Annotated in this window: 10 protein-coding genes and 1 pseudogene; 3 read left to right on the top strand and 8 right to left on the bottom strand. The window is 69.2% G+C overall.

Annotated features, from left to right (window positions below; translation table 11 throughout):
• Positions 1 to 78: 78 nt before the first annotated feature.
• The 5 genes and pseudogenes from ACIRHA_RS20960 to ACIRHA_RS20940 all read right to left on the bottom strand — a co-directional run bounded on the left by ACIRHA_RS20960 (position 79) and on the right by ACIRHA_RS20940 (position 3561).
• Positions 79 to 1269: a lipid-transfer protein gene (locus ACIRHA_RS20960; RefSeq protein WP_403848886.1), complete on the bottom strand. Its 1191-nt coding sequence runs from the start codon at positions 1267 to 1269 to the stop codon at positions 79 to 81.
• The gene (locus tag ACIRHA_RS20955; RefSeq protein ID WP_403847749.1) at positions 1266 to 1724 is read right to left on the bottom strand and encodes a Zn-ribbon domain-containing OB-fold protein; all 459 of its coding nucleotides are present in this window, start codon (positions 1722 to 1724) and stop codon (positions 1266 to 1268) included. The genes ACIRHA_RS20960 and ACIRHA_RS20955 overlap by 4 nt, the downstream gene beginning before the upstream one ends.
• Before the next feature lie 161 nt (positions 1725 to 1885).
• Positions 1886 to 1978 (bottom strand): annotated as a pseudogene (locus tag ACIRHA_RS20950) (D-alanyl-D-alanine dipeptidase); the annotation flags it as partial.
• Between the two features lie 60 nt (positions 1979 to 2038).
• Positions 2039 to 2569 carry a hypothetical protein gene (locus ACIRHA_RS20945; protein ID WP_403847746.1) on the bottom strand — a complete coding sequence of 177 codons (531 nt, stop codon included), beginning with the start codon at positions 2567 to 2569 and terminating at the stop codon, positions 2039 to 2041.
• A 182-nt stretch (positions 2570 to 2751) separates the two neighbouring features.
• Entirely contained in the window at positions 2752 to 3561 is an 810-nt protein-coding gene (locus ACIRHA_RS20940; protein ID WP_403847744.1) for a M15 family metallopeptidase, read from the bottom strand.
• A 70-nt stretch (positions 3562 to 3631) separates the two neighbouring features.
• On the opposite strand from ACIRHA_RS20940, the gene ACIRHA_RS20935 reads away from it, so the two are divergent.
• Positions 3632 to 4168, top strand: coding sequence for an NUDIX domain-containing protein (locus ACIRHA_RS20935; protein WP_403847742.1), 537 nt, complete (start codon positions 3632 to 3634; stop codon positions 4166 to 4168).
• 48 nt (positions 4169 to 4216) lie between these two features.
• Here the strand turns inward: ACIRHA_RS20935 and ACIRHA_RS20930 are convergent, their stop codons facing one another.
• Positions 4217 to 6574 carry a glycoside hydrolase family 31 protein gene (locus tag ACIRHA_RS20930; protein WP_403847739.1) on the bottom strand — a complete coding sequence of 786 codons (2358 nt, stop codon included), beginning with the start codon at positions 6572 to 6574 and terminating at the stop codon, positions 4217 to 4219.
• Positions 6575 to 6789: 215 nt separating this feature from the next.
• On the opposite strand from ACIRHA_RS20930, the gene ACIRHA_RS20925 reads away from it, so the two are divergent.
• Both ACIRHA_RS20925 and ACIRHA_RS20920 read left to right on the top strand, forming a co-directional pair.
• The gene (locus ACIRHA_RS20925) at positions 6790 to 8763 is read left to right on the top strand and encodes an acetoacetate--CoA ligase (RefSeq protein ID WP_403847737.1); all 1974 of its coding nucleotides are present in this window, start codon (positions 6790 to 6792) and stop codon (positions 8761 to 8763) included.
• A 102-nt stretch (positions 8764 to 8865) separates the two neighbouring features.
• Entirely contained in the window at positions 8866 to 9768 is a 903-nt protein-coding gene (locus ACIRHA_RS20920; protein ID WP_403847735.1) for a hypothetical protein, read from the top strand.
• A gap of 72 nt (positions 9769 to 9840) precedes the next feature.
• Here ACIRHA_RS20920 and ptsP read toward each other — a convergent pair whose 3' ends face one another.
• Positions 9841 to 11511, bottom strand: a complete 1671-nt coding sequence (gene ptsP / locus ACIRHA_RS20915) for a phosphoenolpyruvate--protein phosphotransferase (protein ID WP_403847732.1) — start codon at positions 11509 to 11511, stop codon at positions 9841 to 9843.
• Between the two features lie 74 nt (positions 11512 to 11585).
• On the bottom strand, positions 11586 to 12035 hold the full coding sequence (locus ACIRHA_RS20910) for a PTS glucose transporter subunit IIA (protein ID WP_403847729.1): 450 nt from the start codon (positions 12033 to 12035) through the stop codon (positions 11586 to 11588).
• Positions 12036 to 12599 lie beyond the last annotated feature (564 nt).

Genomic DNA, 12599 nt, shown 5'->3' with positions numbered 1-12599 from the left:
CACGGGCGCCACGAGGGTCGGTTCACACGCTGTTCACGCAGGATTCCCGCACGGCCACGCAGCGTACGCGCGTGGCGGTCAGCGGACCGCCACGACCGACGAACCGTGGCCGAACAGGCCCTGGTTGGCGGTGATCCCGGCCCTGGCCCCGGCCACCTGCCGATCGCCCGCCGCGCCTCGCAACTGCCATGTCAGCTCGCAGACCTGGGCGATCGCCTGCGCCGGCACCGCCTCCCCGAAGGACGCGAGCCCACCGCTGCTGTTCACGGGTATTCGGCCTCCGGGAGCGGTCGCGCCCTCCCTCAGCAGCTTCGCACCCTCACCCTCGCCGCACAGTCCGAGGTCCTCGTACCACTGCAGCTCCAAGGCCGTGGACAGGTCGTAGACCTCCGCCAGGGACAGGTCCTCGGGGCCGATCCCCGCCTCTTCGTAGGCGGCACGGGCGATCGAGGCGCGGAACGTGGGGCCTGTGGGGGCGACCCCGGCGGCCGAGTCCGTGGCGATGTCCGGGAGGTCGAGCACGGTGTTCGGGTACGTCGGAGTCACCGTCGACACGGCTCGGATACGGACCGGGTCCGCGGCTCCGTGCCGCCGTGCGAACTCCATGCTGGACAGGACCAGCGCCGCACCGCCGTCCGACGTGGCGCAGATGTCGAGCAGCCGCAGCGGATCGGCGACCACGGCGGAGGCGGCGACCTCCTCGGCCGTCACCGTCTTGCGGTAGCGCGCGTTCGGGTTCAGCGCGCCGGAGGCAGCGTTCTTCACCTTGACCTGGGCGAAGTCCTCGAGCGTGTCCCCGTGCACGGCCATGCGCCGACGTGCGTACAGGCCGAAGTACGTCGGGTTGGTCGCCCCCAGCGCACGGAAGCGCAACCAGTCGGGGTCGTCGGGCCGGTCGCCGCCGGCGGGCTTGAAGAACCCCTTGGGCGCGGCGTCGGCGCCGACCACGAGCACGACGTCCGCCATCCCCGAAAGGATCTGCGCCCGCGCCGTGTTGACCGCCTGGGCCCCCGAAGCGCAGGCGGCGTAGACGCTGGCCACGCGCGCGCCCTGCCACCCGAGAGCCTTCGCGAACGTCGCTCCCGCCACGTAGCCGGGGTAGCCGCCGCGCACTGTGTCCGCGCCGACGATCGAGCCTACGTCGCGCCAGTCGACCCCGGCGTCGGCGAGCGCGGCCCGCGCCGCCGCCGCTCCGTATTCGACGAAGCTGCGCCCCCACTTACCCCAGGGATGCATGCCCGCGCCGAGAACCGCCACGTCCCCCGTCATGCCGTCACCCCCGTCGGCCGCCAGTGCCACGTCATCCATGTCGTCCCGGTCTCGTCGTCCCCCTCCTCGTTGAGCACGCCCGGTACGACCTCCACCTCCATGCCGACCGCGAGATCGGCCACGGAGACGCCAGGAGCCCCTTGGCCGAGCACGACCAATCGCTCCGTCTCGAGCTCCACAGCGATCAACGCGTAGGGCCGCCAAGGGAGTTCCCGATCCGACGCATACGGTTCCGGTGGTCGGTACCTGGAGTCCGTGTACGACCAGACGCGCCCGCACCGCGACAGGGGCAGCTCCACCAGCTCGCCGCCCGCACAGGCGGGATTGCGGCACGCCCCGTCCTCGCGCGGAAAGAACACCGACGCACACGCCGAACAGCGCGTGCCCAGCAGGCGGAAGTCGTCCCCCTCTCCGCTGAACCAGTCGGCCACGACAGGTGTACGCGTACGCGCCACAGTTCCTCCCCGGCAATGAATCTGACGGAACGTCAGAAGTGTGCCACGGGGAACCGAATGACGTCAGGGGTCCCGCAGAACCGCCCGCGCCCTCCCGGCGTCCGTGATCGGTGAGGGCGCGACCGGAATCCACGGGGGTGCTTCCGGTCGCGCCCGCCACCTCACCGCCCCGTCAGCGAACGCCTGGAGACCGGGAAGTCGAAGTACGTGTCCGGGTAGAGCTCGGGCTTGTAGGTGTAGTGCCACCAGCTCTCTTGTCGATGGCTCTCGACCGGGGCCTCCCTACCGCAGTTCAGAGCCTTCTTCGCTTCTATCTAGCCAATCGCGAAGACGATCAGCAGCGGCGTGTACAGGACTGCCGCAGCAACCAGTAGTCGGCGCCAGTCAACAGAGTGCTGGAGCTCGACGTCGCCAGCTCGCCTCGGGCGGCGACCGCGCCCTGCACCTCGGTGGGCATCCTGCAGCAGTCGGTACGCGCGTCGGTGGGACGGATATCTCGTGAACACCCCGATGAGCGATCCGCCAAACGCGATCGAACCGATTTCGTGTCCGTCCCTGAGGTGGATGCCAATCCCGTCGTCCATCGTCACCTGCTCGACATCCCTCCAGGCCACGGTAGTCGTCACGACGACGTTGGTGATCGAAACATGGGTGGGCGTGATCCGGACTGTCGAATTCCATCCAAGTGCCCAGAAAAAGAGAGCCATCGCTGTCACGAGCAGGGGTGGCGCACAGCCAGCCTGAGGCATTAAGGCAGCGACCCCGACGGCAGACGCGTAGAACACGCCGCCTGCGGTAACGGGAAACCAAGTGAACAGCGGTCGACGTATCGTCTTGTTCGACACCCACACCCCCGGAGGGATCTTTGACGTTGGACGCGGATTGGCCAAGGGGTGGAACTTCTCGTGTGGTTGCCAGGATGCGGTCCACCTGACTGAGTGGCTGCCGAGCTGGCGCGTATGCCCGAGAGCGCGCGCCCCATGCGTGGAACGCGCGCACATTCGGGTACTGCGGAGCTGTCCGACCCCTACCGGTTCCCGGTCAATGACCGACGACTCACGGGGAAGTCGAAGTACGCGTCCGGTTGATAAGGCAAATATGTGTAGTGCCACCACTCCTCAGGCAGGTTGACGAACCCCTGGGCGCCGAGCGCGTTCCGCAGCAGGTCCCGGTTGGCCCGCTGCACTCCCTGGACGCGCGGATCGTCCGTGTGGGCGAGCGTGTCGAAGCAGTCGAACCCGGTCCCCATGTCCAGCGAGTTGTCGGGAAAGCGCTCCGCCTTTGGCCCGTAGCAGGGCGTGAGCTGTTCCCCGGGCGCATAGGGGCGCGTGGGCCGCGCGGGCAACTTCACGACGGTCAGGTCCAGGGTGGAGCCACGGCTGTGACCCGACTTCTCCGCGATGTAGCCGTCCGCGAACAGGCGCGTCTTGTCGACGCGCGGGTAGAACTCCGCCTTCATTGTCTGGTCGTCGAGATCCTTCGCCCAGCGGACGAAGTGGTCGACAGCGCGCTGCGGGCGGTAACAGTCGTACACCTTCAGGGAGTAGCCCTCCTTCAGGAGGCCGATCTGTGCCTTGTGAAGTGCCTGCGCGGCGGGTCTCGTGAGGAGACACATCGGCTTCTTGTAGCCGTCGACCGGCTCACCCATGAAGTCGTGCTCCGTGTAGTAGCGCATTTCCTGGATGATCGTGGGGTCCACGTCATGGAGTGCCACGAAATCCTTGGGCGCCTTGGGGTCGGGCGTCGCCTGGGCAGCCGAGGGGGCGGCGGCCACACCGATCAGGGCGGCGGCGGTCAGGGCGGCGAGTTTCCGCAGAGCGGTGGAGGCTCGAGTCATGGATCAGCGTCTATCAGGCACGGGCCCGCCGGGGAAGACCGCGGTCGAGTGATCGGATACAGTCCGCGCCGTGCCCGAATCAACCCACTCCACGGTCAACCCCGTTCCGGATTCCCACTGTTCGAGCTGTGGGGCCGCCTACGGGGCCGCGATGCACGGCTGGCCCCGCACCTGCCGGGCCTGTGACTCCGTCGCGTATCGCAACCCGCTCCCTGTGGCCATCGCCCTGCAACCGGTGTACGACACGGTGGGCACCGCCCTCGTCACGATCACGCGCACCATCGCCCCCGCGCGCGGGGAGCCCGCCCTGCCCGGCGGCTTCATCGATGACCGGGAGGACTGGCGGCGAGCCGTCGTGCGTGAACTCCAGGAGGAGACGGGCATCGTCGCCGCTGCACGTGACGTACGGCTCGTGGACGCCATGAGCGCCCCGGACGGCCACCTCCTGCTCTTCGGCCTCCTGCCCGAACGCCCAGCGGGATTCCTGCCCACCAGCGTGGCCACGGACGAGACGGACGGCTGGCACCTCCTGCGCCGCCCGACCGAACTGGCGTTCCCGCTCCATACGTTGGCGGTGAAGGCCTGGTTCGAGGGCCGTTACCCGTAGGGGCCAGGTCCAGGACAGCGTCCAGCGGCAACCTGCGCCGCAAGGCGCTCACAAGCCGCGAACACGTACCGGGTACGGCGGTTCGACCTCGCCGTCCTCCCCGTCCGCTTCGACGAGCACGCGCCCCTTGCCCCACCGCACCCGGAACCGCCCGATCTCCGGCTCCTCCCAGCCGTCCCCGACGTCCCGCACCACGTAGCCATGGCCCGTACGTCCCGGTGCCGGCGCCCACGCCTCCAGGGCTACGCCACCGCCCGGATCGCGCACAGGCAGTACCGACCCGCCACGCGCGAGCACCGGAATACGCGACAGGGGAGCGTCCACCGTGATCCGACCGGGTCCCTCGAATCCTTCGCCGGTCACCGTGTCGTACCAGCGCCCCGGTGGCAGCTGAACGGTGCGGCGGTCGGCTCCCTGCTCCAGGACAGGGGCGACCAGCAGACAGTCGCCCAACAAGAAGGCGTCCTCGCAGTCACGCAAGGCCCGGTCCTCCGGAGCGCCCCACCAAAGTGGCCGCACATACGGGGCGCCGGTGCGCCGGGCCAGATGCGCGAGGGTCATGAAGTACGGAAAGAGGCGACGCCGCTCCTCCAGCGCCACGCGCGCGTGCGCGAGCACCTCCTCGCCGTACATCCAGGGCTCGCGCCGACCCGCCCCCAGCGCCGAGTGCGTGCGGAACAGCGGCATCTGGGCGCCCAACTGGAACCAGCGCAAGAACAGTTCCGGTGACGGCTTTCCGTCGAACCCGCCCACATCAGGTCCGGAATACGGCACCCCGCACAACCCGAGCCCCATCACCAACGAGAGCGAGGAGCGGAGTCCGGCCCACCCAGTGGCGACGTCACCGGTCCACGTCCCTCCGTAGCGCTGCAAACCCACCCAGCCGGACCGGGAGAACAGGAAGGGCCGTTCCTGCGGCCGCAGTTCGCGCAGCCCCTCGTAGCCGGCCCGTGCCATGCAGAGCGCGTACACGTTGTGCGCCTCCCGATGGTCTCCGCCCCGCCCCTCGACCGCGTGACGGGACGAACGGGGGAGCGTGGGATCACCGAAGGCGGAGAAGGACACCGGCTCGTTCATGCCGTGCGAGAAACCCGAGAACCCCTGCGCGAGACGCTCCTCGTACAGGCCGCCCCACCACTTGCGCACCCGCTCAGCCGTGAAGTCCGGATACATCGACTCACCAGGCCGCATGACCCCACGCACGGGCCTGCCCGCCGAGTCCCGGACAAAGGCGTCGATCGCCTGCCCGCCGTCGTACAGGGCGTTGCCGCGCTGTACCTTCACCGCCGGGTCGACGATCGACACCAGGCGGACGCCCTCGCCGCGCAATTGTTCGGCCAGCCGGGGCAAGGACGGAAACCGCTCACGATCGACGGTGAAGCCTCGCCCCGCCGTGAGGTGATCGATGTCCAGATGGACGGCCTCCAGAGGCAGATCGCGCTCCTTGTGGCCGGAGACGACGCGACGCACCTCCTCCTCGCTCCCGAACTCCCGACGCGCGTGCTGGTGGCCCAGCGCCCAACCCGGCGGCACGGCCGGAGCGCCGGTCAGCTGGGACCAGACGTGCAGCACGCGCGCGGGTGTGCCCACCACCACCCAACAGCGCAACGGGCCACCCTCCATGCGCAACTCGGAGGTCCCGGCGAAGTCGTGCCCGGATCCCTCCCCCTCACTGCCCTCACGGAGGCTGACGGTGCCGTCCCACGTGTTGTCGTGGAACACCAGATGCGTCCCCGCGTCCGCCACCACCATCTGCACCGGCATCGTGAGCGACAACGGATCGTCGTGCCTGCCGAACGAACCGCCTGGATCCGTGTTCCACAACCGATACGTCGCGTCCCGCAGCCGCGGGCCCGACGCCCGGCCTCCGAGGCCGAAGAAGCGCGCGTCGGCGGAGATCTCGCTCCGCTGCGCCCAGCGTGCCTCACCGCTGCCCTCGGGCTCCCACCACCGGGGCGGCAGATCACGGCGCAGCAGTACCCCGCCCGGCGTGCGCACCTCCAAGGCGCCGTGCCGGGAGACCACGACGGTCACCCGCTCGGACACCAACCGCCAGCCGCCGTCCTTGTCCGGCTCGAGCACCGCCCGCGGATCCGCCTCCGGACAGAGCCCGGCCATGGCGTACGAGGGCTCGGGTTCGGCTCCGTCCCAGCCCCAGAAGAGTGCACCGCTCACGGTGACCGTGATGCGCAACCGGGACCGCGTGAATCGCACCAGGCCGCCGCCCGGTTCGGGCGTCACACCGACCACGGAGCCCGGCACCCGGGCCCGCTCGACGCCCCGCCGGGGAAGGCCCACGGCGTCCGCGCGACGGTGCCGCCACGACGCCCGAGCGGAGCGCAGCCCATGGGCCCACCCCACGGAAGAAACCGCCTTCGCCAAGCGCACCAGGTCACGACCATCCATGCTGCTCACCCTGCCACCGAGGCGCACGCGTGCGTGCCGCGTTCAACTGCCGTTCATCCGTGGTGCCAGCACATCTTCGCGGGGCCGACTATGTGGGATACACCCTGGTGCCGAAGTCGATCACGTGGCATCGTCCAGTGAGCCGCGTCAGGCGCACACTCCGCGGAGCGCGCCGAGTACGCACACGCCGCGCACGTACTTCTTGGAGCCGCATCATGTCCACCGTGAACCCGTCACCGCTCTGGCAGCCCGATCGCCAGCAGATCGCCGACGCGCAGATCACACGGTTCCAGGCCTGGGCGGCCGAGAGGCACGGCGCGCCCGCCGACGGTGGCTACGAGGCGCTGCACCGCTGGTCGGTCACCGAACTCGAAACCTTCTGGAAGGCCGTCACCGAGTGGTTCGACGTGCGCTTCACGCATCCGTACGCGCGCGTGCTCGGCAACCGTGACATGCCCGGCGCCGAGTGGTTCCCCGGGGCCACGCTCAATTACGCCGCGCACGCCCTGCGCACGGCGGACGACCCCGCACGCGCGGACACCCCCGCGATCCTCCACGTCGACGAGACGACCGAACCCCGTCCCGTCACCTGGTCCGAGCTGCGCGGCCAGGTCGGCTCCCTGGCCGCGGAACTGCGCGCCCTCGGAGTGCGCCCCGGCGACCGCGTCAGCGGCTACCTGCCGAACATCCCCGAGGCCGTCGCGGCCCTCCTCGCCACGGCGGCCGTCGGAGCCGTGTGGACGTCCTGCGCCCCCGACTTCGGCGCACGCAGCGTCCTGGACCGCTTCCAGCAGGTGGAGCCCGTGGTCCTGTTCACGGTCGACGGCTACCGCTACGGCGGCAAGGAGCACGACCGCCGCGACACCGTACGGGAACTCCGCGACGAACTGCTCTCCCTGCGCGCGGTGGTGCACATCCCGCTCCTCGGGACCGAGGCACCCGAAGGGGCCCTGGAGTGGTCGGCCCTCACCTCCGCGGACGTCACACCCGTCTACGAAGAAGTGCCCTTCGACCATCCTCTGTGGGTGCTCTACTCCTCCGGCACCACAGGCCTGCCCAAGGCCATCGTGCAGTCCCAGGGCGGCATCCTCGTCGAGCACCTCAAGCAGATCGGCCTGCACTGCGATCTCGGCCCCGACGACCGCTTCTTCTGGTACACGTCCACGGGCTGGATGATGTGGAACTTCCTCGTCGGCGGCCTGCTCACCGGCACCACGATCGTCACCTACGACGGCAGCCCCGGGTACCCCGAGACCGGTGCCCAGTGGGCGATCGCCGAACGCACGGGCGCGACCCTCTTCGGTACCTCGGCCGCGTACGTCATGGCCTGCCGCAAGGCCGACGTGCACCCCGCGCGGGACCACGACCTCTCCCGCGTCAAGTGCGTCGCCACCACGGGGTCGCCGCTCCCGCCGGACGGCTTCCGCTGGCTCCACGACGAGGTGCGGGACGACCTGTGGATCGCCTCCGTCAGCGGCGGTACCGACGTCTGCTCCTGTTTCGCCGGAGCCGTGCCGACCCTCCCCGTCCACATCGGCGAACTCCAAGCACCCGGCCTCGGCACGGACCTGCAGGCCTGGGACCCCGCGGGCGCCCCCCTGACCGACGAGGTCGGCGAGCTCGTCGTCACCAACCCCATGCCGTCCATGCCGATCCGCTTCTGGAACGACCCCGACGGCACCAGGTACCACGACAGCTACTTCGACACCTATCCCGGCGTCTGGCGCCACGGCGACTGGATCACGCTGACCTCGCACGGCTCCGTCGTCATCCACGGCCGCTCCGACTCCACCCTCAACCGCCAGGGAGTCCGGATGGGCTCGGCCGACATCTACGAGGCCGTGGAGCGTCTGCCCGAGATCCGCGAATCACTCGTCATCGGCCTGGAACAGCCCGACGGCGGCTACTGGATGCCCCTCTTCGTCCACCTCGCGCCGGGCGCCGCCCTCGACGACGCGCTCCGCTCCCGCATCAAGCAGGTCATCCGCGAACAGCTCTCGCCACGCCACGTGCCCGACGAGATCATCGAGGCCCCAGGCGTCCCGCACACCCTCACCGGCAAGCGCATCGAGGTGCCGGTCAAGCGCCTGCTCTCGGGCACACCGCTGGAAAAGGCGGTCAACCCCGGCTCCATCGACAACCTCGAACTCCTCAAGTTCTACGAGGAGATCGCCCGCAAGCGAGCCTGACCGGCCGCCGGAAACCGATGGCGCGACCGTCACCGAACGTGGCGTTGTCAGTACCCACGATTACTCTGAGTGAGCATCGTTCAAGCGCACTCAGGGGGAATCATGGGGCACACTCAACACGGCCGAGCGGCCGGCGTGCGGCGCGGACTGCGCCGCGAAGTGGCGGGAACCATCGGCCTGTTGGCCGACGAGCAGGACTTCGATGCGATGCGGCTCTACCGCAGCTTCACCTTCGAAGACCACACGACGTACCTGCGCCAGGTGGAAGGACTGCTCAAATCCCAGGCCGCGGCCGGCGGGTACACCACGGTCACGCTCTTCGACCCTGCCGAGTTCACGGAATTCTGCAGGGCGGAGGGCCTGGACCCGGACAGCGCCGTCAGCCGTACTCGATTCACCGCGGAACTCGCCGCGTCAGGACCGGGCGTCGCCTACCAGGGACAGCCGATGGCCGACCTCGTCCCCGAGCTCGTGGAAGAGGCCGTCCGCCATGCGACCTGGGAGTTCGCGACATCCGTCCTGTCCCGGACAGGTGCGTGTGCCGTATGCGGGCAGGACGTCGGACGCATGGCCTTCGCCAGGGCCTCGCACCTGGTCTCCCGAGTGATCGACGCGCTCGGTGAGGGAGCCCATCACTGGGTGTGCAGCGTGCTCACCGACAAGGAGTCCCTGCACGCCGTCCTGCACGTGGACGCGACGGAACCCGACACGGTCAGGATCGATGAGGCCGCGGCCATGGAGGTCACGGCCGTACTGGCGCTGGCGATCGTCAGCCGGCGTGCCAGTGCCGTCATCGTGCGCAGCTCGGTCACCGGCAAGGAAGACCGTGTCCACGGCTGGCACCTGAAGGAGGAGGTACTCCAGCCGATCCCTGGGGGAAGGGTCTTCGACGCCTACTGCACCGATGCGGATTCCGGCGACCTGTCCGCTCCTGAACCCGGCGTGAACTACTGCACCGCACCAGAAGTGGACGACACGAAACCGGAAGGAAAGCACCGGCACTGAACCCCGCGGACAAGCGCGAAGGGCGCCCCGCCCAAAGGCGGAGCGCCCTCCGAAGGCACCGGTCGAACTCGGTTACTCGCCGGACAGCACGGCCTGAGCGGCGTTGCGTGCTTCCTCCGCCGACTCCGCGGCACGTGCGGCAGCGGCCGCCCGCTCGCACTGGGCCAGCGTGTACTTGCCGAGCGTCGCCCGTACGTACGGAATCGAAGCGGCACCCATGGAGAGGGAGGTGACACCCAGACCCGTCAGGACGCACGCGAGGAGCGGGTCGGACGCGGCCTCGCCGCAGACGCCGCAGCTCTTGCCCTCGGCCCTCGCCGCCTCGGCGGACAGCGAGACCAGGTCGAGCAGCGCGGGCTGCCACGGGTCCTGCAGACGCGACACGGCGCCGACCTGACGGTCAGCGGCGAACGTGTACTGGGCCAGGTCGTTGGTGCCGAGCGACAGGAACTCGACCTCCTGCAACACCGACCGGGCACGCAGCGCGGCAGACGGAATCTCCACCATCGCGCCGAACTTCGCCTGCAGACCGGCAGCACGGCAGGCATCGGCGAAGGACTTGGCGTCAGCGCGGTCGGCCACCATCGGCGCCATGACCTCGAGGTAGACCGGGAGCCCCTCGGACGCCTTCGCCAGCGCGGTCAGCTGCGTACGCAGCACCTCCGGGTGGTCAAGCAGCGTCCGCAGACCGCGCACGCCCAGAGCCGGGTTGGGCTCGTCGCCGGGCGACAGGAAGTCCAGGGGCTTGTCGGCGCCGGCATCGAGCACCCGCACCACGACACGGCCCTCGGGGAACGCCTCGAGCACCTGCCGGTACGCCTCGACCTGCTTCTCTTCTGACGGAGCGTTCTTGCTGTCGTCCAGGAAGAGGAACTCGGTACGGAAGAGACCGACACCCTCGGCCCCCGCCTCAACCGCCGCGGGCACGTCCGCCGGGCCGCCGACATTGGCGAGGAGCGGCACCTTGTGCCCATCAGAGGTGGCACCAGGGCCGGTCGACGCAGCCAGCGCAGCCTTGCGCTCGGCAGCGGCGGCCTCCATCGAGGCCCGCTTCTCCGCACTGGGCTCCACGAAGATCTCACCGGTGCTGCCGTCGACGGCGACCACGGAGCCCTCGGCGAGCTCACCCGCGCCGGGAAGCGCCACCACGGCCGGCACACCCAGGGCGCGGGCCAGGATCGCACTGTGGCTGGTCGGCCCGCCCTCTTCGGTGACGAAACCGAGCACCAGCGCGGGGTCCAGGAGCGCGGTGTCCGCGGGCGCAAGATCACGGGCGATGAGCACGTAGGGCTTGTCGCTGTCCGGAACGCCGGGCATGGGCACGCCGAGAAGCCGGGCCACGATGCGGTTGCGCACGTCATCGAGGTCCGCGACGCGGCCCGCCATGTACTCCCCGGCGCCGGCGAGGAGCTCGCGATAGTGCGAGAACGCGTCGTAGATGCCGCGCTCGGCCGTGCTCCCGACGGCGACACGACGGTCGACGTCGGCCATCAGTTCGGGGTCCTGGGCGATCATGGCCTGGGCCTCGAGCACCGCCTGGGCCTCGCCACCGGCCAGATTGCCGCGCGCCATCAGGTCGGCCGCGACAGCTTCGACGGCCTGGCGGGCGCGCCCCTGTTCGCGCTCGGCATCCTCAGGCGGGATCTGCTTGGCCGGCGGCTCCAGCACCGCCGTACCCATGTGCCGAACCTCGCCGATCGCCACACCGTGGCTCACGCCGACGCCTCGCAGCGTTGTCTCCATCTCACCCGTCTCCGATAGTGCGGCGAGCGCTGCCGCCGCGTTGATTTCCTGCCGACCGTCAGTGATGGAGTGCGTCACTTCCAGCCGAAGAGCGCGTCGCCGGCCTTGATGTCGCCGTCCTCGACGACACCGGAAAGGGACTCGGCCGTGGCCTCGAGGGCGACGACCGGGCAGATCGGCGACTTGCCGGCGGCCTCGACAGCAGCCGGGTCCCAGCGGACCACGGCCTGCCCACGCTGCACAGTGTCGCCCTTGTTGACGAGCAGCTCGAAGCCCTCGCCGTTGAGTTGGACGGTGTCGATGCCCAGGTGCGTCAGCACACCATGGCCTTCCTCATCCACGACGACGAAGGCGTGCGGGTGAAGGGACACCACGATGCCGTCCACCGGGGCCACGGCGTCGGACGCCTCGCGCACGGGGTCGATGGCGGAGCCGGGGCCGACCATCGCACCGGAGAACACCGGGTCAGGAACGGCGGAGAGCCCGATGGCGCGTCCGGTGAGCGGGGACGTCACACTGGTCATGGCAAGCCTCCCAGGGGGCGGAGATTCAGGGTCGCCGTCACTGCCTGTCCTGGACGGCGTACTGTTCAGAAGCGTAAGTCATAAAAAGTCCCGGTTCCCTACGAGAGGTACCGGTTGGCAGCCGTAGAGGCCGCGGGCAAACGATTTGCGTCGAAGCTCGGGCCCGATGTAGTGTCGTACCCCTGCCAGGGAGGCAAGCGACGCCCTTGAGCGTCCAACACCTCGGCAGCATCTATCAAGTCCTAAGTTGCATTGCGAACCTTATTTCTGCATGTCTGCAGAAGCGTGGCAAGCGGGCCGGAAAAAGACTGATAGTGTTTGACCTCGCCGAAAGGGCCGCGAAAGCGGAACTCCTGTAAGGCGGCGTCAATCCGACGGAAATCGGCCGGTGAAACGGTCTGATAGAGTCGGAAACGCAAGAACAGAAAGACCGAAGGGAAGCGCCCGGAGGAAAGCCTCAGCAAATGTCGCTGTGGGTGAGTACAAAGGAAGCGTCCGTTCCTTGAGAACTCAACAGCGTGCCAAAAATCAACGCCAAAATTTGTTGATACCCCGTCTCCAGCA

Source organism: Streptomyces sp. NPDC102360, assembly GCF_044766085.1.
Taxonomy (GTDB): Bacteria; Actinomycetota; Actinomycetes; order Streptomycetales; family Streptomycetaceae; genus Streptomyces.
This window is presented reverse-complemented; position numbering and strand designations above follow the sequence as displayed.

Bases quoted from the DNA above. Each gene is read 5' to 3' on its own strand.
- ACIRHA_RS20930 (WP_403847739.1), bottom strand. From the start codon at position 6,574: ATGGATGGTCGTGACCTGGTGCGCTTGGCGAAGGCGGTTTCTTCCGTG.
- ACIRHA_RS20920 (WP_403847735.1), top strand. From the start codon at position 8,866: ATGGGGCACACTCAACACGGCCGAGCGGCCGGCGTGCGGCGCGGACTG.
- ACIRHA_RS20910 (WP_403847729.1), bottom strand. From the start codon at position 12,035: ATGACCAGTGTGACGTCCCCGCTCACCGGACGCGCCATCGGGCTCTCC.
- ACIRHA_RS20925 (WP_403847737.1), top strand. From the start codon at position 6,790: ATGTCCACCGTGAACCCGTCACCGCTCTGGCAGCCCGATCGCCAGCAG.
- ACIRHA_RS20940 (WP_403847744.1), bottom strand. From the start codon at position 3,561: ATGACTCGAGCCTCCACCGCTCTGCGGAAACTCGCCGCCCTGACCGCC.
- ACIRHA_RS20960 (WP_403848886.1), bottom strand. From the start codon at position 1,269: ATGACGGGGGACGTGGCGGTTCTCGGCGCGGGCATGCATCCCTGGGGT.
- ptsP (WP_403847732.1), bottom strand. From the start codon at position 11,511: ATGGAGACAACGCTGCGAGGCGTCGGCGTGAGCCACGGTGTGGCGATC.